16 protein-coding genes are annotated in these 20,190 nt (G+C 66.7%); 6 read left to right on the forward strand and 10 right to left on the reverse strand.

Annotation, left to right across the window (positions count from 1 at the left end; genetic code table 11):
* Positions 1-75: 75 nt before the first annotated feature.
* The 3 genes from LG3211_RS26560 (at position 76) to LG3211_RS27560 (ending at position 1,763) form a co-directional block, all read left to right on the forward strand.
* A complete protein-coding gene (locus LG3211_RS26560; protein ID WP_187313060.1) occupies positions 76-246 on the forward strand; it encodes a hypothetical protein in 171 nt (56 codons plus the stop codon).
* Positions 247-392: 146 nt separating this feature from the next.
* Entirely contained in the window at positions 393-1,514 is a 1,122-nt protein-coding gene (locus LG3211_RS20570) for an MvdC/MvdD family ATP grasp protein (RefSeq protein WP_057944455.1), read from the forward strand.
* A gap of 84 nt (positions 1,515-1,598) precedes the next feature.
* A complete protein-coding gene (locus LG3211_RS27560; RefSeq protein ID WP_222837530.1) occupies positions 1,599-1,763 on the forward strand; it encodes a DUF6053 domain-containing protein in 165 nt (54 codons plus the stop codon).
* Here the strand turns inward: LG3211_RS27560 and LG3211_RS20575 are convergent.
* Both LG3211_RS20575 and LG3211_RS20580 read right to left on the reverse strand, forming a co-directional pair.
* Positions 1,688-2,752: a lipid A deacylase LpxR family protein gene (locus LG3211_RS20575; protein WP_057944456.1), complete on the reverse strand. Its 1,065-nt coding sequence runs from the start codon at positions 2,750-2,752 to the stop codon at positions 1,688-1,690. The two genes, LG3211_RS27560 and LG3211_RS20575, sit on opposite strands and share 76 nt — an antisense overlap.
* Before the next feature lie 466 nt (positions 2,753-3,218).
* A complete protein-coding gene (locus LG3211_RS20580; protein ID WP_057944457.1) occupies positions 3,219-3,617 on the reverse strand; it encodes a DUF3224 domain-containing protein in 399 nt (132 codons plus the stop codon).
* 269 nt (positions 3,618-3,886) lie between these two features.
* On the opposite strand from LG3211_RS20580, the gene LG3211_RS20585 reads away from it, so the two are divergent.
* Together LG3211_RS20585 and LG3211_RS20590 are read left to right on the forward strand one after the other, a co-directional pair.
* The gene (locus tag LG3211_RS20585) at positions 3,887-6,061 is read left to right on the forward strand and encodes a TonB-dependent receptor (RefSeq protein ID WP_057944458.1); all 2,175 of its coding nucleotides are present in this window, start codon (positions 3,887-3,889) and stop codon (positions 6,059-6,061) included.
* Complete coding sequence (locus LG3211_RS20590) at positions 6,061-7,437, forward strand: PepSY-associated TM helix domain-containing protein (protein WP_057944459.1); 1,377 nt, start codon at positions 6,061-6,063, stop codon at positions 7,435-7,437. The genes LG3211_RS20585 and LG3211_RS20590 overlap by 1 nt, the downstream gene beginning before the upstream one ends.
* A 261-nt stretch (positions 7,438-7,698) precedes the next feature.
* On the opposite strand, the gene LG3211_RS20595 is transcribed toward LG3211_RS20590, so the two are convergent.
* From LG3211_RS20595 to LG3211_RS20630, 8 genes are all read right to left on the reverse strand, one after another.
* Positions 7,699-8,166 carry a hypothetical protein gene (locus LG3211_RS20595; protein ID WP_057944460.1) on the reverse strand — a complete coding sequence of 156 codons (468 nt, stop codon included), beginning with the start codon at positions 8,164-8,166 and terminating at the stop codon, positions 7,699-7,701.
* Between the two features lie 472 nt (positions 8,167-8,638).
* Complete coding sequence (locus LG3211_RS20600) at positions 8,639-9,064, reverse strand: organic hydroperoxide resistance protein (protein ID WP_057944461.1); 426 nt, start codon at positions 9,062-9,064, stop codon at positions 8,639-8,641.
* Positions 9,065-9,216: 152 nt separating this feature from the next.
* Positions 9,217-9,690: a MarR family winged helix-turn-helix transcriptional regulator gene (locus LG3211_RS20605; RefSeq protein WP_057944462.1), complete on the reverse strand. Its 474-nt coding sequence runs from the start codon at positions 9,688-9,690 to the stop codon at positions 9,217-9,219.
* A 578-nt stretch (positions 9,691-10,268) separates the two neighbouring features.
* Positions 10,269-11,360, reverse strand: a complete 1,092-nt coding sequence (locus LG3211_RS20610) for a serine hydrolase domain-containing protein (protein ID WP_057944463.1) — start codon at positions 11,358-11,360, stop codon at positions 10,269-10,271.
* A gap of 89 nt (positions 11,361-11,449) precedes the next feature.
* On the reverse strand, positions 11,450-12,247 hold the full coding sequence (locus LG3211_RS20615) for a M15 family metallopeptidase (protein WP_083512712.1): 798 nt from the start codon (positions 12,245-12,247) through the stop codon (positions 11,450-11,452).
* Positions 12,186-13,772, reverse strand: a complete 1,587-nt coding sequence (locus LG3211_RS20620) for a serine hydrolase domain-containing protein (protein ID WP_083512713.1) — start codon at positions 13,770-13,772, stop codon at positions 12,186-12,188. The genes LG3211_RS20615 and LG3211_RS20620 overlap by 62 nt, the downstream gene beginning before the upstream one ends.
* Positions 13,773-13,850: 78 nt before the next feature.
* The gene (locus LG3211_RS20625) at positions 13,851-16,823 is read right to left on the reverse strand and encodes a TonB-dependent receptor (RefSeq protein WP_057944464.1); all 2,973 of its coding nucleotides are present in this window, start codon (positions 16,821-16,823) and stop codon (positions 13,851-13,853) included.
* A 45-nt stretch (positions 16,824-16,868) separates the two neighbouring features.
* On the reverse strand, positions 16,869-18,422 hold the full coding sequence (locus tag LG3211_RS20630) for a transglutaminase-like domain-containing protein (RefSeq protein ID WP_237049784.1): 1,554 nt from the start codon (positions 18,420-18,422) through the stop codon (positions 16,869-16,871).
* A gap of 420 nt (positions 18,423-18,842) precedes the next feature.
* On the opposite strand from LG3211_RS20630, the gene LG3211_RS20635 reads away from it, so the two are divergent.
* A complete protein-coding gene (locus LG3211_RS20635) occupies positions 18,843-20,117 on the forward strand; it encodes a C40 family peptidase (RefSeq protein ID WP_237049785.1) in 1,275 nt (424 codons plus the stop codon).
* The last annotated feature ends 73 nt before the right edge of the window (positions 20,118-20,190 follow it).

The raw sequence follows: 20,190 nt of genomic DNA on the forward strand, positions 1-20,190 counted from the left end.
AGCATCGGTGCACGTGCCGACGCCGGAACGGCCTTTCAACTCTTTCCGGCACTACGTTTCTCTGGAGAAAACTTCATGAGCAAGCAAGAAGTACAAGCGCAGAACGAAGCCGTCCGTCCGCTCGCCCGCGTCGCCGCGCGCGAGCTGTCGCTGGAAGAGATCGCGGCGATTTCCGGCGGCAAGGGCGACACCACCCACGCCACCGGCCCCGGCGGCGACGATCCGGGCGATCCGGACCTGGTGTAATCGCGTCTAACGCGGATCGTAACGGCGGACTCGCGCGCGAGCGAGGCGCGCGGAAACCTGGCGATCGGCATTGACCACTCGGCACGCCCTGTTCGCAGGGCGTGCCGATCTTCGCAACCTGTGTTGCGCGCACCCGCAGAACCGCGATGACCGCTTACCGACGCCCCCTGATTCTTTCCGCGCTGGCCCACGACATCCACGCCTCCTCGGTGCGCTGGGCGCTGCGCGCCAGCGGCATCGACGCGGTCTGGGCCGGCTCGCTGGCGCAATCCGAACTCGGCCCGATGTCGCTGCATTGCGATGCCGACACCGGCCTGCGCATGAGCGGCGCGCTCGACGGCGACAGCATCGGCGCGGTCTGGTACCGGCGCGCGCGCAATCCCGAATCCTTTCCGCGCGCGCACGACGGCGATCAGGCCTTCCTGCGCGGCGAATGGGGCCGCTTTCTCAAGAACGTGTACGCCCTGACCGATCACGGTGCGGACCGTCTGTGGGTCAACCGCCCCAACGCGGCCGCGATGGCCGAGAACAAACTCGTGCAGCTGCGCGCCGCGCACCGCTGCGGCCTGCGCTTTCCGCCGACGCTGGTCTCGCACGACCCGCAGGAAATCCGCCGGTTCGTCCAGCGCCATGGCCGCGTGGTCTACAAGCCGTTCATGACCCACACCTGGAAGGACGCCGAAACCGGGCGCATGTTCAGCACCTACGCGCGCATCGTCGAGCCGGAGATGCTGGAGGACGACGCCAGCCTGCTGCACTGCCCCGGCATCTATCAGGTCTATGTCGATAAACGCTGCGACCTGCGCGTGACCGCCATCGGCGACCGCTATTTCGCCGCGCGCCTGCACACCCAGCACGACGACGGCTTCGTCGATTGGCGGGTGCGGCAGTCGGTGCAGGGCTTGCGCGCCGAGCCCGGCGAGCTGTCGGCCTCCGATCAGGCCAAGCTTGCGGCATTGATGCGCGAGCTGGGGTTGGTGTTCGGCTGCATCGATCTGGCCATCGATGCGAACGGCGACGCGCACTTTCTCGAGGTCAATCAGGCCGGCCAGTTCCTGTTCGTGGAAGACCTGCTGCCGTCGCTGCCGCTGCTGCGGGCGATGAGCGCGATGCTGGCCGAGGGCCGGCCGGATTATTCGCTGGCGACGATCGCGCAGGTGTCCTATGCCGACTACTGCGCGAGCGAAGAGCATCGGGAGTGGTGGGCGCAGGCGAGCGAGACGTTGCGCGATCGCAGTCCGGCGGCTTCGGGGATTACCTTGGAGTAATCACGGGCTTCTGGGGCAGGTGGCTCTTGTGGGAGGGGCTTCAGCCCCGATGCTTTTCGATCAGATCGAATTGGGATTCGATGATTGGGATGCGCCGCGACCGGAGCGAAAAGCATCGGGGCTGAAGCCCCTCCCACAAAAACAACTTTCCACATGGCTACGCCGCGATCGACTCACAGCGCCCGGCTCACCGTGAAGCTGCCGAACACCGGCGTCTGCTTTTGCCCATCGAACTCGCGCGTGCGGTGATAACGCGCCAGCGCGAACTTCCACCGTCCGCGCATCACCGCGATGCCATAACCCACTTCACCCACGAACGGCCGCTTGTCCACGCTGTGGCTGTGGCGAAAGGTATTGCCGTCCAGGGTGATGTCGCGCAGCACCCAGCGCACGTCCGAGGTCAGGAACAGATGCGCGCCGAACGGACGGTCGCCGGTGTTGTAGTGCCGGGTCGGCGCGGTGTTCTCGCCGGCCGGACGCAGCGGCGTGCTGCCGAAATCGTCCGGCAGGCGCAGGCCGAAGCGCACTTCGGCGCCGGTGTTGGCGTAGGTGGCCAGATTGCCGAAACTGCCGCCGTAATGACTTATCGCATCCCAGCCCCAGGTGCCGTTGTGGGCATCGCCGGCCGAATAGCGATGCATGCGCTCGTGAACGATGCGGAACACCGGCTCGTCGTGCAGCTGGTTGTCCCAACCCTTGAAGGTCTCATCGCCCAGCGCCTTGTGCACCGCGTTCTGCACCTGCTTGCCGAGCGCGGACGGGCCGACGATGCCGAACTGCAACTGCGTGGTCTGCAGGTAGTCGCCGGTGCGCGCGTTGTAACCCAGGCCCATCAGCAGGCCGGCGGCGTAGGGCCGGTCGTCCTCGATCAGGTCGCGGCGACTGAAGTCGGTCGGGGTGAAGATGCCCTGGGCGAAGGTCGCGATCATGTTGCGCTGCTCGAAACCCTGCGCCGGCTGTAGCGCATCGAGATGGCGATTGACCCAGCGCGCCAGGCGCGGAATGCAGGGATCGTCGGTGTAGTCGGCCAGATTCGGCGACACCAGGGTCAGCTGGATGCCGTTGCTGTAGCCCTGGTCCTGGCCGCCGAACAAATCGTTGTCCAGGCGCAGATTGACCGTGGGCGGCAGGCGGGTGTGACCGTTGGTGCAGGCCTGCCGACCTTGCGCGGCGGCGTCGTTCGCGTGCACGGCGGCCGCGGCGAGCAGGACGGAGAAGAACAGTGCGTTAGGGCGCATGGAAGGATTCGGCAATACAGGGCCGCGGCTGCGCGGGTGCGCGCCGGGCGATTGGGAAGCGACGCGGGACAAACCGCGCCGGGCACCGTGGCGGCCGTCGGGCGACGCGGGGTCGCAATGGCGGCGTGGCTGCGGATCGGCGCACAAGTTCGCACGGATCGTCGGCGACGGCGTTCGCAGCCTCGCGACGGATTGTCCCGCCGATGGTGCTTGAGACGGCCGGCAGCGTCTTTGCCGGATGAGCCGGCTGGCCTGCGTGGTTTTGTGGCAGGCGGCTTTTGCGGGAAGCACCTTTGTGGAAGGGCCGGTTGTTGTGGGAGAGGCTTCAGCCCCGATGCTTTCGGATCAGATCGCGGTGATGCTCGATGCCTGGCGCTTGTAAGGGCGAAGCTATCTGAGCGAAGAGCATCGGGGCTGAAGCCCCTCCACAAGAGCGGCGCCGTCCTCCACTAAAGCGAAGCCTGCCTCAGCCCTCAGGCAACTCGTAATCGAACAAATAGAAATGCGCCCCACCCTCGCGCACATCGATGCTCATACGCCCGCTCAGCCCGACCAACTCGCCGGTGCCCGAGTCCGGCACCACGGTCACGCTCAGATCGGCGCGACCGCGATCCATCAAACCGCGATGCACCATCAGGAAACTGCCGCTGCGCCCGGCCAGCGTGCCTTCGACTTTCTCCAGCGCGACGTAACCGGCCGAGCCCTTGGTCTGGGTCATCGCCGCCAGCATCTCGCCGCGGCTGCTGGCCTGCAGGTCGCCATGGAATTGCTTGTCCAGGGCCATGCGGCCGAACTGGCCTTCGGCGGCCTCGTGCACCGGCTGCGGGCTCAGCGTGACGTTGAACGGACCTTCTATGTGCGGCATGGCGGCTCTCCTGGCGAGGGACGGATACGATCGTAAAGGCTCAAGCTCGGGCAGATTAGACCTTCGTTGCGCATCCGCCCACAGGCGCGCGACCGCCACGCCGACGCCACTGCGGCAACTTGCCGCACACCCCAACGCCCCCCCGCGGCCTAGCATCGTGCGCTTGTCCGCCGCCCGGCGGCGCGGCGGCCGCGCGTCCCGGCGGCCGCACTCTTCCCATCCGCGATGCGCGGCAGCCGCCGCGCGCCGCCTTGCCCGTTATCTCCTGCATGCACAAGCGCAATCTCCGCACCTTTCGCCCGGCCGCATTGGCATGTTCGCTGTTGGCCTGCGCAGCGCCGGCCGCGCACGCCGGGGAAGCCGTCGATCTCGACGCGGTGCGCGTGCACGGCCAGCGCGTCGATGCGCGCGCCGCTTCGGTCGCCACCGCCAGCCGCCTCGGCCTGGACCCGGCGGAGATTCCCGCGACCCTGGACGTGCTCGATCGCGACGACATCCAGGCGCGCGGCCTGCGCGACAGCGTCGAGGTCCTGCGCGCCATGCCCGGGGTGATGGCCGGCAACCTGCCCGGCCAGCCCGGCGTCGCCTCGATGCGCGGCTTCGCCAGCGGCGCGGTGTCGTATCTGTTCGACGGCGTGCGCCTGACCAGCTCGGGGTTTTCCTCGCGCAACTGGGACAGCTTCCAGTTCGAACGGGTGGAAGTGCTGAAGGGTCCGGCCTCGGTGCTGTACGGCGAAGGCGTGCTGGCCGGCGCGATCAACTTCGTGCCCAAAAGCGCCAGCCTGGACGGCCGCGACGGCGAGTTGCTGCTGGCCTACGGCAGCCACGACAGCGCCCGGCTCGGGCTCGACGCCAATGTGCCGCTGAGCCCGACCGTGGCCGTGCGCGGCGTGCTCAGCGCCAATCGCTCCGACGGCTACATCGACGACACCGCCTCCGACGCGCAGTCCTTCGGCGGCTCGCTGCTGTGGCAGCCGGACGACGATCTGAGCGCCCGCGTCGCCCTGGACTATCAGCGCGACGATTTCGACACCGCGTATTTCGGCGCGCCGCTGCTGCCGCGCGAATCGGCGGCCGATCCCAGCGGTCTGGTCGACAACGCGGCCGGCTGGGTCATCGACAAGGCCGCGCGTTCGCGCAACTACAACGTCCGCGACGGGCGCATGGATTCGCGCTCGTGGTGGCTGCGCACGCGCCTGGATTACCGGCTCAGCGAGGACTGGAACCTGAGCCAGGAAGCCAGCGTCTACGACGCGCGCCGCCGCTGGGACAACACGGAAGACTTCCGCTACGACACCGCAACCGGCCTGTTCGATCGCGACAGCGCGCGCATCCATCACGATCAACGCGTCTGGAACGAGCGCCTGACGCTCAAGCACGACGGTCGGCTGGCCGGGCGCCGCCACAGCTTCGCCGCCGGCATGGAGTACAGCGACACGGACTTCTTCAACCTGCGCCGCTTCGGCCATGCCGCGCCGGTGGACCTGCTGGCGCTCGATCGCGGCGAGTTCCCGACCGATACCGCGGCCAATTTCGACAACGGCCGCAGCGATTTCGGCACCCGGGTCAAGGTCGCGGCGCTGTTCGTCGAAGATGCCTTGAACCTCACCCCGCGCTGGCTGCTGGTCGGCGGGCTGCGCCACGAGCGCATCGATCTGCAGCGACGCAATCTGGATCTGGACAGCGGCGCGCGCAGCCGCTTCAACCGCGAGTTCTCGCCGACCTCATGGCGGCTGGGCAGCGTGTTCGAACTGCGTCCGGGCAGCCAGCTGTACGCGCAATACAGCAGCGCGGTGCTGCCGGTGAGCTCGTTTCTGACCATCAACCAGCGCAACAATGCCTTCGACCTAAGCCACGGCGACGCGGTCGAACTGGGCCTGCGCAGCGCTTTGTTCGATCAGCGCCTGCGCTTGAACGCGGCGGTGTATCGCCTGCGCCAGGACGACATCGTCACCCGCGATCCGCTGCAGCCGCAGATCAGCGTGCAGAACGGCCGCCAGTCTTCGCGCGGCGTGGAGCTGTCGCTGAGCGCACAGGCCACCGCGCGGCTGCGCATCGACGCCAGCGCGGCGCTGCTGTCGGCGCGCTTCGACACCTTGCGCGAAGCCGGCGGCGCCGATCGCAGCGGCAATCGCCCGTCCAACGTGCCCGAACGCACCGCCAGCCTGGACGCGTGGTACCGCCTCGACGGCCTGCCGCTGAGCTTCAACCTGGGCCTGCGCCACGTCGGCGATTTCTACACCGACAACGCCAACTCCACCCGGGTGCGGGCGCACACCGTCGCCGACGCGGCGGTGGACTGGAACGGCGCCGGCGGCCGCTACACTGTGCGCGTGCGCAACCTCACCGACGCCTTCTACGCCGACTGGTCGGGCTACAGCCCGAGCCAGGTCTATCTGGGCGCGCCGCGCAGCGTCGAGCTGAGCTACTCGCGGTCGTTCTGATGAGCCAGTCCCGCCACGACCGTCATCTCTACCGCGCGGTGTGGCGCTGGCATTTCTACGCCGGCCTGTTCGTCGCGCCGCTGCTGCTGATCCTGGCGATCACCGGCTCGATCTATCTGTTCAACGACGAGATCGAAGACGCGCTGCACGCGCCGCTGCATTTCGCCCCGCAGCGGCAAGCCGACCTCCCGCTGTCGCGTCTGCTCGCCGCCGCGCAGACGGCGTATCCGGGCGAAGTCACCCGCATCGATCTGCCGTCGGACCCGCAGCGCACCGCGCAAGTCTTCATCACCCCGCGCCAGGGCGAGCCGCTGCGTGTATTCGTCGATCCCGGCAGCGCGCGCGTGCACGGCGCCTTCGTCTACACCCGCACCCTGGTCGGCTTCGCCGACACCATGCACGGCTCGCTGATGCTGGGGAGCTTCGGCGACGCGATCGTCGAACTCGCCGCCTGCTGGGCGCTGCTGCTGATCGCCACCGGCGCGTACCTGTGGTGGCCGCGCGAACACGGCTGGCGCCATGCGCTGTGGCCGCGATGGCGCGAACGCGGCCGCCCGTTCTGGCGCAGCCTGCATTCCAGCATCGGCGCCTGGACCGCGATGCTGATCGTGTTCCTCATCCTTACCGGCCTGCCCTGGGCCGGTGTGTGGGGCGATCTGCTGCGCGCGGGCACGCAACAACTCGACATCGGCTATCCGTCCGAACATCGCCACCACGCCGCCGCGGCCGCGCCGAATGCGGTCACCCTCGCGCAGGCGATCGGCGAAACACCGTGGACGATGCGCGACGCGCCCATGCCTGCCTCCGAGCACGCACACCACCCGCACGCCGCCGCGAACGAGGCGCCCGCGCGCGACATCGGCATCGACGCGGTCGCGCGCGTGCTGGCCGCACACGGCCTGCGCGGCGACTACCGGCTGTCGCTGCCGCGCGGCGAAGACGGCGTCTACACCGCCGTGGTCTACCCGAACCGGCCGCAGGGCCAGCGCACCGTGCACGTGGATCGCTACAGCGCACGCGTCGCCGGCGACACCGGCTTCGCCGACTACGGCTGGGCCGCCAAGGCGGTCGAACTCGGCGTGCAATTGCACATGGGCAACTACTTCGGTCGCGCCAACCAGATCGTGATGCTGCTGACCTGCCTCGGCGTCGTCGCCCTGTGCTGCAGCGGCGCATGGATGTGGTGGCGCCGCCGCCCGCGCGGCCGCCTCGGCGCACCGAGCCTGCCATCAAAGATGCGCCTGCGCACGATCGCGCTGATCACCCTGGGCTGCGGCGTCTTGTTCCCGCTGCTGGGCGCATCGCTGCTGCTGGTGTTCGTGCTCGATCGGATATTGCTCTCGCGTCTGCCGCGACTCGCGGCCATCGTGCGCTGAGCCAAGCCACCAATTCTTTTGTGGAAGCGGCCTCCACAAAAGCGCGCTAAAAAAAACATCGCCGCAAACGCGGCGATGTCTGGGTCCCCTGCGGATGAAGCGGCTGGAACGATTCCGCGACGGCTTGGGCGAACTCCCCGGTCTGCGATTAAAAGCGACTACTGGCTCCGGTCCAGCGTACCGGAGCCAGTAGCGCCACCCGACCGCCGCACTGATGCTCCTCCGACCCGGTTATTGCGTCCGGGCCGAAGCCTCGTCGCACTAGGTCTGCGGTTGGGTCACCGCGCCCGACGGAGGGGCGGATCGCGGTGTGGCGGCGGCGAGTCGCGTCGCGGGACGGCGCTTGGTCGCCTTGGAACCCGTGCCGCGCGAGGCGACACGCCTGGTCTTGGACATCGAACGCGCGCCCTGGCCTTGGCGATCGAGCGTCGGGCCGTTGCCGCCGAAGCTCATCGCGGTGCCGCCGGGCAGCGTGCTCATGATCGCGCCGGCCGGCACGGTCACGTCGAGATTGTTCGCGTTGCTGAGGAAGGAGTTCGGATTGGGCGGAAGCAAAATCGGAACACCCGCGCAACTCACCGTCGAGCCGTCGGTCGGCGCGGCCGGCGTGCAGGCCGCGGCCGCCTCGCCGCTGTAGAACTGCAACGCGATCAACAGCGGAATCGCCTGCGCGACGCCGATGCTCAGGGGATGAAAGCGAAAACGACGGGGTTGCTTGCGTGCGGGCATGACCCCTCCTCCGTAAGCCAATGCAGGCCCGAACGGGACGGTCGAAGGACGAGAACCTTCGGCTTTGGCGGCGTCTGGCCGCCTCGCGCCCGTGCCAGCGACGTGACCGGGCGATTGGGAGGCCCGGTCAATCCGACAGCGACGAAATCATTTCGACAGTATTAGAAAGCGAGCCGGCTCGTGATTAGAAGAGAACGAAACACCCATTCAAGTCTGAGTAATCGCCTAGCAGTTTATTCGCGCCAAACGAATGTAAAACTCACATTTGCTCACTCGATCCTGAGCCGATCCAGATTGATGCATGAGACTCACGCAAACTCACGATGCCTCATGAGCGCGGCCGGATTTTAGTAATGCGATGGAAGTGAATGGGTTCAGTTCGATGTCGCAGAACGACGCGGCCCGGATGCTTGCGCATCCGGGCCGCGGGAGTCGATTCGTCGTGCGGCGACGCCGCCGCGACGCGATCGGATCAGACCAGGGTCAGCGTCACGTCGATGTTGCCGCGGGTCGCATTGGAGTACGGGCAAACCACGTGCGCCTTGTCGACCAGTTCCTGCGCCTGTTCGCGCGGCAGGCCCGGCAGCGAGATCTTCAGCTCGACTTCGATGCCGAAACCGGTCGGGATCTGGCCGATGCCGACGCTGCCGTCCACCGAGGCGTCGGCCGGGAAAGCGATCTTCTCGCGGCCGGCGACGAACTTCAGCGCGCCGATGAAGCACGCCGAGTAGCCGGCGGCGAACAACTGCTCCGGATTGGTGCCGTCGCCGCCGGCGCCGCCGAGTTCGCGCGGGGTGGTCAGCTTGGCGTCGAGCGCCTTGTCGGACGAAACGGCGCGGCCGTCGCGGCCGCCGGTGACGTGAGCGTGGGCGGTGTAGAGGACTTTTTCGATGGACATGTCGGTGCTCCGATTGAGAGAGGTATTGCCAGGATGGGTCGCGGTGGCCCGCGGGTTCGTGATCGGTATTTGGATTGTCAGCGATTCAATAGCGCACAACTTTGACCGGGCGAGGACAGCGGCTCGCGGTCGAATACGGGGGTGACGCGGACTCAACCGGCGGCGTTGCGGATCAGGCTCTCTCGCAGCGATTCCAGTTGCGCCTTGAGCACGGTCAGCTGCTCGATCGTGCAGCCTTCCACCGCGCACGACATCCCGACCGGAACGCCTTGCGCCTTGGTTTTCAGCGCGCGCCCGGCCTTGCTCAACTCGATGATGACCTGGCGCTCATCGCTGGCGGCGCGGGTACGGGTGAGCAGGCCGGCGGCTTCCAGACGCTTGAGCAGCGGCGTCAACGTGGCCGAATCCAGGAACAGGCGTTCGCCGATTTCCGACACGGTCACCCCGTCGCGCTCCCACAGCACCATCATCACCAGGTACTGCGGATAGGTCAGGCCGAGGCGGGTCAGCAGCTTGCGATAGACCTTGTTCAAGGCCAGCCCGGTGGAATACAGGGCGAAGCACAATTGGTCGTCGAGCAGCAAGGTCGGCTGCGGCGGCTTGGCGGTGGCGGCTGGCTTCTTCATGGGGCTCAATTTACATAGCGTACTATTTAATAGCAAGCGGTGCTTGTGGGTCCGGGGTGGGGTGGAGTGTTCCAGTTATGGTGCGAAACGTTTGGCTTGGAGGAGGCCTCGTGGTTGCTCACGTGCTTCGCACGCCCGCCCACCTTCCCTCTCCAAGCTCGTGCTGAAGTCTCTGGATGTTCGGCTACGCCGAAGTAAAGCGGAGCCCGCCTTCGCGGGAATGGCGTCCTGGGGAGATGGCGCTGAAGGCTCTGGATTCACGCCTTCGCGGGAATGACGTGCTGGGGAGATGGCGCTGAAGGCTCTGGATTCCCGCCTTCGCTTTGGCCTTGGCCTTGGCCTTGGCCTTTGCTCGTCATTCCCGCCGACGCGGGAATCCAGGGCCTTTCGGGCGAGAACACCTGAAGCCTCTGGATTCCCGCCTTCGCGGGAATGACGTACTGGGGAGATGGCGCTGAAGGCTCTGGATTCCCGCGTTCGCGGGAATGACGTTCTTGAAAGATGGTGCTGAAGTCTCTGGATCCCCGCCTACGCGGGAATGACGTTCTGATGGCGCCGCGCTGAAGCGATCAACTACCTCACCGCTCCCGCACCGGACTCGACGGCAAATACACCTCGGCAATCTCCAACGCCTTACGATAGGGCTCAGGATCATTGCGATTGGTCAGCATCACCACCGTCAGATGCCGTCGCGGCCAGCGCACGATGACGTTGCGAAAGCCCATCGTCTCGCCCGAATGCCACAAGGTCTCGCCGGTGATGCGCCAACCGTAGCCATAGCCGACATCGGCCAGATCGGTGGCGGTGTGCGCGGTGAACGCCGCTTCGCGCGAGGCGTCGTTGAGCAAGCGATCGTCGTACAAAGCCGCGTCCCACTTCGCCAGATCCTCGATCGAAGAATAGATACCGCCATCGCCGAGCACAGCGCTGGTCGAACTCTGATCGGTGCGCAGCCAGCGCCCGTTCTCGTAGCTGTAGCCGAAGGCGCGATGCGCCACCTGCGACACGCCGCGCTCGTAGGCGACCGTGTCGTGCATGCCCAACGGCTGGAAGATGCGCTCGCGCAGGAAGCTGGCGAACGGGCGCCCCGAGGCGCGCTGCACCGTCAGCGCCAGCAACGCGTAGCCGCTGTTGCTGTAGCGATAGCGCTGTCCCGGGGCAAAATAGCCGCGATCCTGGCCTTCCAGCGCGCGCAGCACATCCAGGTCGTGCATCTGCCGCTGGTCGGCGTCGAAGCTGGACGCCATCACGTCTTCGTAGTCGATCAGCCCAGACATGTGGCTGAGAATCTGCCGGATCGTGATCGCATCGGCCGACTTGGGCAGCGAAGGCAGCCAGCGCTTGATCGGATCGTCCAGGCTCAGCCTGCCGTCCTGCGCCAGCAGCAGCACCGCCGCGGCGGTGAACTGTTTGGTCACCGACGCCAGACGGTAATTGGTCCGCGGCGTCGCCGCCTCGCCGGTTTCCAGCACCGCCAGGCCGTAGCCCTTGCGCAACAACGGCTGGCCGTCGCGCAGCACCAGCACGCTGGCGCCGGGCACTTTGCCCCGGTAGTCGGCCATCAGCGCGTCCACGCGCGCTTCGCCGCCGGCGGCCGGCGCCTGCGCGGAAGGCGGCGCGCTCGCGCAACCGCTCAGCCCCATCGACACCGCCAGCACGAACACGCCCATCGTCCGCCGCCGTGGTGATCGCTTACCGGCCATCGTCGTCATCGCCTGCTCCTGGGTCGAATGCTGCGGCCGGTCGCGTGCGTCGCGGTTCACTCGACCGGGAAATCGAACGCCGTGGCCGGGGTGGGTTCGGGCTTGTAGGTGTAGTGCCACCACTCCAGCGGATAATTCTCGAAACCTTCGCGCTGCATGGCCGCGCGCAGGCGCTGGCGATTGGCCCGCTGCGCCGCGGTGATGCCGGGCGAATCGGTATGCGCGCGTTCGTCGAAATAGTCGAAGCCAGTGCCCATGTCGGCGATGCGGTCGCCGCCGGCCTGCGACTCCATCAGTCCCAGGTCCAAGGTCGCGCCGCGGCTGTGACCCGAGCTCGGCGAGATGTAATCGCCCAGCAGCACGCGCTTGTCCAGCTTCGGGTAATAGCGCGACTTGGTCTTCTGATCGCTCAGATCGCCGGCCCAACGCACGAAATCGCGGACCGCGCGCACCGGGCGGTAGCAATCGTAGATATGCAGCCGCAGCCCCTGCGGCCGCAGTTCGCGCTCCACCCGCGCCAAGGCCTGGGCGACGTCGCGATGCAGATAGCAGCCGGCGGCGCGGTAGCCGTCCACCGGGCGGCCGACGAAGTTGTCGCTGCCGGCGTAGCGGATGTCCATCGACATGTCCGCCACCAGCGAGCGGATCTCGACCATTCCGGCCGAGGCCGCATCGGCGGCGTTCGACACCTGCGGCGCCACCGGTTTGTCCGCGGCGGCCGCGGCCGGCGCCTGCGCATCGGGCGAGCGCACCGCGGCGACGCAACCGATCAATACCAGCAGCGCGCAGGCCTCAACCGCAATCGCCGACGCGCGCGAACGCCAGGTCTTCGAAGTCGTAGCTGAAATCGGCATCGGGATCGACCTTGCTCATGACGAAGGTAGCGGCCTGATCCGAGGCGGCGAAGTCGATCCAGGCCGGCGTATCGACTTCCTCGGCGTCCCAATCGACCCGCAGGCGCGGGCCGACCCGGACGATGGTACCCGTCAGCAACGGCGACTTGCGCGAAGCGAACCGCACCGATTGGCCGCGCGCGCACACGCTGACCTCGCCGAACCACGGGTCGCGATACACGCCCAGTCGCGGGCGCAGTTCGGCCGGCGTTGCGTCCTTGCTCCGCGGGGTGTCGGGCGCGCGCCCCGCGCCCGGCGCCTGCGCCTCGGCGGCGAGCGCATCGGCATACCACGCCACCCCGCGCTCGCGGTCGCGCTCGGGTTGCGCCGCGGTGAATTGCCGGGTCAGCATCTGATCGAACACGCTGCGCGCGTCGCCGGCATCGCCGTTGATCAACACCACGAAGCCGCTGCGGCGGTCGGGCAACAACGTGACCAGCGAGTACATGCCCATCAGCGTGCCGGTGTGCGAGACCTTGAACGCGCCGTCGGCGTCGGTCAGCCGCCAGCCGTAGCCATAGGCGGCGAAATGGGTGTTGGCCCAATCGCGTTGCCGCGGCGAGACGTTCATCGGCATCTGCGCGCGCCACAACGCCTCGCGCTGCTCGCGCGACAGCCACGGCTTGCCGTCGGCGCCGCGGCGGTCGGGCGTCAGCCAGGCGCGCAACCAGGTGGTCATGTCGTTGAGGCTGCAACGCACGCCGCCGGCCGGGTCCATGGTGCTGGCGGCGATCCGCGCTTCGTCCTGCCGCACCGGCAGGTAACGGCCGTCGCGGCGCGCGTGCGGCTGGGCGACGTCGCCGACCCCGTCGCGGTCCCAGGCGCCGATCTGGCAGCGCGACAAGCCCAGCGGCGCGAACACTTCGCGCTTGAGCACGTCCTCGTAAGGCGCGCCGCCGACTTTGGCCGCCACTTCGCCGGCGACGATGTACAGCAGGTTGTCGTAGTCGTAACGCGAACGGAAGCTGTGCACGGGCTTGAGATAACGCAGCCCGTGCAGGATGTCGGCGCGGGTGAACGTGTTCGGTTCCGGCCACAGCATCAGGTCGCCGGCGCCGGCGCGCAGGCCGCTGTTGTGGATCAGCAGATCGCGCACCTGCATCTGCCGCGTGACCCAGTCGTCGTGCATGCGAAAGTCCGGCAGGTACTTCGTCACCGGGTCGTCCCAGCGCAGCTTGCCGGCATCGACCAGTCGCGCCAACGCGGCGGTGGTCATGGATTTGCTGTTGGAGGCGATCTTGAACAGGCTGTCGGCGCCGATCTTGCGGCCTGAGCCTGCGATCAGCTCGCCTTCGGTACGTCGATACACCACCTCGCCGTTCTCGACCACGCCGACCGCGAAACCCGGCAAGCGATAACGCGCCTGCACTTCATCGACGATCCGGTCCAGCGCCGCCGTGCGCGATTGCTGCGCGCCTGCATTGCCGATCGCCGCGAAGGCGGCGAAAAAAAGCAGGGCCGGCCACCGCGGAGAGTCGTGTCGCATCGGTGGAAAGCCCTGTCGAGGTAGAGAAAGGGCGGCCCGTGTCGTCGGGCCGCCAAGGGGTCGAGGGAAACGTCGCGGTCAGAAATCCACGGACACGGTCAGCTGGGCGTAGCGCGGGGTCTGGTAGCCGGTGCCGTAGCCGTAGAACTCGTTGACCACGCCGATGCCGGTTTCGTATTCGTCGTCCACTTCCATCTTGCGCTGCTGATTGAGCAGGTTGTAGACCGCGAGCTTGACCCGCAGGTCGGCGCCGGTGAACTTGTGCTGATAGGTCACGCTGGCGCCGATGTCGAAGATCCACGGCAGGCGCCCGCCCGAACCGCGACGGCGCAGTTCGTACACGCGCTGCGACGGCTCGCCGGTGCAGTTGGCCACGCAGGTGTAGAAGCTGTGGTAGTTGGTGCTGTCGAACGGGTTGCCCTTGCCGAAGGCGTTGACCGGGCGGCCCGACTGCGCGTTCAAGGTCGCGCCGACCGACCAACTGTCGTTGAAGGCATACGCGCCACGCAGCTTGATCTGATGGCGGCGGTCGTTCGGCAGCGGGCCGTAGCCGTTGAAGTTGACGAACGGATCGTCGAAGGACTCGGTGCGGCCGGTGTTGTCGAAGCCGAAGTCGGAATTCGACGGGCCCTCGGCGTTGCCCTCGCTCTTGGACCAGGTGTACGAAGCGTTGAACGCCCACTTGTCGTCCCAGGCGCGGTCGAGCATGAATTCCAGGGCGCGATAAGTACGCTTGGGCTTCACCCAGCCGCGCTCGCCGACGTAGTTGCCGTCGTCGTCGTACATCGCCCAGCCGGCGCGCGAGGTGTCGATGTTGACGTAGGCGTCGTTGACGCCGTCGCAGTTGGTGTCGGTGTACAGCTTGACGTTCTTGCCCGGGTTGGCCATCACATAGCCGATCTCGCCCGGCGTTCCGCCGCACAGGATGCCGTTGGAGGTGATGTTCATGTCGTCGATGGCGTTGTGCAGGCGGCGGTAGATGCCGCGCACGCCCCACGACCAGGTCTCGTCGATCATGCTCTGGAAGCCCAGGATGGCCTCGTCCTGGTACACCGGATCGATGTCGGCATCGACTTCGCTGCGCAGATCGCCGACGCTGCCGTCGCCCTGGCTGTTGTCCACCGGGCCGATCTGCGGCCCCAGGATCGGACGCATATAGGTCTGGCCGTTGTAGACGAACGGCTCCAGGCCGTTGAACACGTAGTAGGTGCGCTCATCGAGGAAGGCGCCGGCCTGCTTGACGTTGATCTGGTTCACGATCGGCAGGAAATAGCGGCCGATGTTGCCGAAGATCTTCGAACGCCCGTCGCCGCGGAAATCCCACGAGAAGCCCAGGCGAGGCGCGACCATGTCGTCGATCTTGATATACGTGTTGCCCTCGCCGTTCTTGTTGTTGAAGCCTTCCACGCGCACACCGGCGTTGAGCATGAAGTCCGGGGTGATCTGCCAGTTGTCTTCGATGTAGTAGGCCGAGTTGATCGACTCGAAGCTGCCGCTGACTTCCTGCTGGCGCGCGCGCACGTAGGCGTTGACGCCGGCCGGCACGATGCCGCCGTTCTCCAGTTGCGAGCCGGGGACGGTCGGATAGATCTGGTAGAACTTGCGCGACGGGCCCGGATAGAAGCTCTCGTTGTCGGAAGTGTTGACCTCGCGGTCCAGGCCGAAGCGCAGCAAGTGGTTGCCCAGCTGCCATTCGAAGTCCAGGCGCGCGGCTTCGCGCTTGTCCAGGCCTTTTTCGATCTGCGCCGAGGACACGCAACCGATCTGCGGCAGGCCGGCGACACGCCGGTCCTGGACCGCGTCGCAGGCGATGTCGTTGAGGCTGCTGTTGATGCGGTCGCGCTTGTTCTGGCCGTACAGGGCCTTCATCGAGAAGTTCTCGGTGAGGTAGCCGGTGTAGGTCAGCGCCCAGTTGGTGCCGCCGGCCTCGCTGAACTGCGTGTTGGTGCGATCGCCGCGGCGGCCGGCATCGAGGTCGTACTTGTAATTGTCGGTGGTGGTGTCGTTCTTGTCCGAGAAGGCCAGGAACTCCAGCAGGTGCTGGTCGTTGATCTGCCAGTCCAGCTTGGTACCCCAGAAGCCCTTGTCCGACTTGCCCTTGAAGAAGGTGCTGCCGCTGTCGTTGGTGCTTTCCGGACGGTAGTCGCGGAACTCGTACATCGCGTAGAAGAACAGCTTGTCCTTGACGATCGGGCCGGACGCGTAGACGTTGAGGTTGGTGCGGTCGTACTTGTCCTTGCTGGAGATACGGAACGGATCGCCGTTGCGGTCGTAGTGGTTCTTGCCGTCGGACTGCAGCGACGACGGCTCCCACACCAGTTCGGCGCCGTACTTGAATTCGTTCGTGCCCGACTGGGTCACCGCGTTGATCACACCGCCCGTGGTGCGGCCGAATTCCACCGAGTAGCCGCCGGTCTTGACCTGGAATTCCTTGAAGAACCCGAACGGCACCGAGGAGAAACCCACGCGCTTGTAGAAGTCGGTGACATTCAGGCCGTTGATGTAGACCGCGTTCTCCGACACCGACGAACCGCCGAACGAGGCGCCGCCGTACTGGCCCTGGATCACGCCCGGCGCCAGCAAGGCCACCGATTGCGCGTCGCGCCCGACCGGCACGCGTTCCAGCTCGGCCTTGGTGACGTTGGTCGCCGACTCGGTCGAGCGCACGTCCACCGGGGTGATCACGCGCGAGCCGATCACCTGCACCGCGGCCAGATCGGTCGCGCCGCCGGCGCCGAGATTGACGTTGGCTTCGTTGCCCAGGCTGACCACGACATTGATCGGCGATCCGATCGCCGCGCCGTCCTTGCTGGCCTGCAATTGATAGGTGCCGATCGGCAGGAACGGGAAACGGTAGTTGCCGTTGGCGTCGGCTTTCACGGTGCGGGTGAAGCCGGTATCGGCGCTGCGCACCGTCACTTCGGCGCCGGCGGCCACCCGCCCGGCGAGCGAGCCGTCGGTATTGGCCGCCAACGCCGGCATCACCATCGAAGCAAGGCAGATCCCCATCGCCATGCACAGTCCGGACTTACGCAAGGTCTTGCCTTTCATGCCGCACATCCTCCCCAAAGTAGTGTTGAGCGGTGTCGCGCGCGCTTACTGCTTCGCCGCCTGCACCTGCGCGCTGTAGTGGTAGTCCCATTGGTCGAAGTAGAGATTTCCCCCTTCCCACTCGACCTCGCCCCGTTGCGAATCCACGGTCTCGGAGCGATCGAAACGCTTGGCCGGAACGAAGTCGCGGCCGTAGTCGTCGTTGTACGCGACGCGATAAGCGTCCAGGCCGCTGAAATAGAAATCGGCCAGTTGCGGATCGGGCGAATCCAGCCGCCCGCTGGTGACATCGACCGGCATCCAGCCGTAGGGGGCCAGATACATCCAGGCCCAGTCGTGCATGTTGGTGTAGCCGTCGTCGCCGTATACCCAGCCCGACTGCCAGCGCGCCGGAATGCCGTTGAGGCGCAGCAGCGTCATCAACAACAAGGTCTGCTGGCCGCAGTCGGCGTGGCCGGCGTGCAGGGCGTAGTCGGAGATGTTCGTGATCGTCGAATACTCGCGCGCCCCGGCCCAGGGAATGCGGTCGACCGCGGCGTAGAGCTTCTTCGCGATGCGGTAGGGATTGGTTTCATCGCCCACTACCTCGCGCGAGAACTTGCGCAAGTCGTCGGTGTAGACGATGTGCGGCGGGCGTTCGCCCAGGTACGGCCGGGTTTCGCTGTTGGCCGGCGCGGCCACCACCTTGTCCGGATCGATCCTGCGGTACTGGCCGAACACGGTCAGCTCATAGCTAACTTCGAATTTGGTCGCCTGTCCGGCTTTCGCGTTCTGCTCGAAGTAGACCGTGCGCTGCATCGCCGATGCCGGCGCGATGCGGTGATTGGCCGGCGTGCTGGCGATGAAACGAATGGCTTCCTGCTGATGCGGCAGTTCGCGCGGATACGGCAGCCACGCGCGCAAGGTCTTGCCGGCCGGCACCGCGTCGGCGGCGACGGTCAGCGACTGGGTGATGCGCACGCGCCGCGGCGCGCCGTAGCCGCTCGCGAGGGCTGCGTCGCGCACTTGCGCGTGATGGGCGTTGAAGCGCTCCATCGGCCCTTGGCTCAGCGGCTTGGCGTCGGCGCGGCGGCGCTTGAGCGCGTCGGCGTCGAGCCGGAACAGGTTCGACGGCGCGCGCTGGAAATAGCGTTTGTCGCCGTCGATGGTCATCGATTCGAGCAGGCCGCGCCGGTCCCAGTCGTCGAACTCTTCCTCGCGCAGGTCCGGAATCTGCGCGCGCAGCTTGGCCTGGGCCTGGGCGCGGTCGAGGGTGAAGTCCAAACGGATACGGCGCATGCGTTCGTTTTGGAATTGCAGGTCGCGGCGTTGGCTCTCGCTCAACTCCGGCTGCGCCAGGGCTTGCGCGATGCGCGCCTGCGCCTGCTTGAAATGGCCGCTGTCGATCATCGCCACGACCGCGGCCAAGTGTTCGCCGGCTTCGCGCGTGCGCTGCTTGGCCTGCGCATAGGCCGGGCCCATCGGCAGGTTGCCCAGCATCAGCGCCGGCATCGAGAACATCATCCCCAACGCCAGCGCGCGCACTCGCCAGCGCGCCGCGGAGGAGACGATGGCCCTCGCGCGGGGAGCGATAAACAGCAGGTCAGTCACGGGATCCATACCTGGTGTCACCCACGCGGGGCCATCGGTTCATGGCTGTGTAACATGAGTGGAGTACCCGGTCAATAAATTATTCTCTATCTATTTTCTCAAGGAAGTATGTATTCTGCGGTTCGACCCGACGGCGCCGCGGCGTGGCCGGGTCGGTGCCGGACGACCGGCATCGGGCCTGTGACCTCGCGCGGCCAACCCGCGTGCGTGCCGGAGCAAGATGCGATGCGAACCGCTAACCGCCGCCACCGCGCAGCAGCCCCTCGCGCCCGAGTTCGTGGCGCGCCCGCCGCCGCGTTGGCGCGCTGCATCGCAGCATCGTTATTCGCCGTCGCCTTGGTCTGTTCGACGCCCGTGGCGGCGCGCACCGCCGACGCCGCGCGCTCGGGTGTTCCGTCAACCGGAGTGATTGGCATCGAGGAGAGGCAATTGAACGCCGACTACTGGATCCGCCAGCAGGCCAGGCCCGACGCGACGATTCTGGATGCGAAGGCGATCGCCGCGCAGAACCGGCGCCTGCACGAACTCGACGCTTCGGTGCACGACATCGAACATCTGCCGGCGCAGTTGAGTCAGGCGCAGGTGCGCGGCTGGATCGAGGCCATGTCGCAGCCGCGCGAGGAAACCTTGTACGACGAACGCGGCGAGGAGATCGCCGCGGCGACGCTCACTGCATTGAGCGAAGATCTGGCGCTGGACAAAATCCCGGCACGCCAGGACACCCGCTACGGCATGGTCGTGCGCCGCGCCGATCTGCGCACCTTTCCGACCCGCCTGCGCGTGTTCAACTCGCGCGGCGACACCGACATCGACCGTTATCAGGAAAGCGCGCTGTTCCCGGGCACGCCGGTGGCGATCGTGCACGAAAGCCGCGACGGCAAGTACTGGTTCGTGGTCAGCCCGCTATACGCGGCCTGGGTCGAGAAAGACCGCATCGCCGAAGGCGCCAAGGCGCCGATCTTCGCCTACACCCGCAAGACGCCGTATCTGGTCGTGACCGGCGCCAGCGCGCGCACCGTGCACACGCCCGAGCAGGCCGGGGTGTCGGACGTGCAGTTGGAGATGGGCGTGCGCGTGCCGCTGCTGGCGGACTGGCCCAGCGACAAGCCGGTCAACGGGCAGCATCACTATGCTTCGCATGTGATCGAGTTGCCGTATCGCGACGACAAGGGGCGCTTGCAGTTTTCTCCGGCGTTGCTGCCGCGCAACTCGGACACCAACGCGGATTACTTGCCGCTGACGCAGGCCAACCTGGTGCGCCAGGGCTTCAAGTTCTTCGGCGAGCGCTACGGCTGGGGGCACTCGTACAACACCCGCGATTGCAGCGGCTTCGTCTCGGAAATCTACCGCAGCTTCGGCGTGCAGTTGCCGCGCAACACCCGCGACCAGGCGGTCAGCCCGGCCTACAACCGCATCGATCTGGCCGAGGGCCTGAGCCACGAAGAACGGCTGAAGATCGTCAAGAGCCTGGAAGTGGGCGACCTGATCTACATCCCCGGCCACGTGATGATGGTGGTCGGGCATGAGGACGGCTGGCCGTACGTGATCCACGACACCACCGGCATCACCTTCCGCGACCGCACCGGCGATCTGACCCGCGTGCACCTCAACGGGGTCTCGGTGACGCCGCTGGTGCCGCTGCTGTTCAACCGCGAACAGCCGACGGTGGACCGGATCACCAGCATTCAACGTATACGTCCATGAGGCTAAGGTCTGTGCGCTCAGGAAGAGCCGCGAAGTCTTTTGTGGGAGGGCCTTCAGCCCCTCCCACAAAAGA

This window comes from Lysobacter gummosus (assembly GCF_001442805.1).
GTDB lineage: Bacteria > Pseudomonadota > Gammaproteobacteria > Xanthomonadales > Xanthomonadaceae > Lysobacter > Lysobacter gummosus.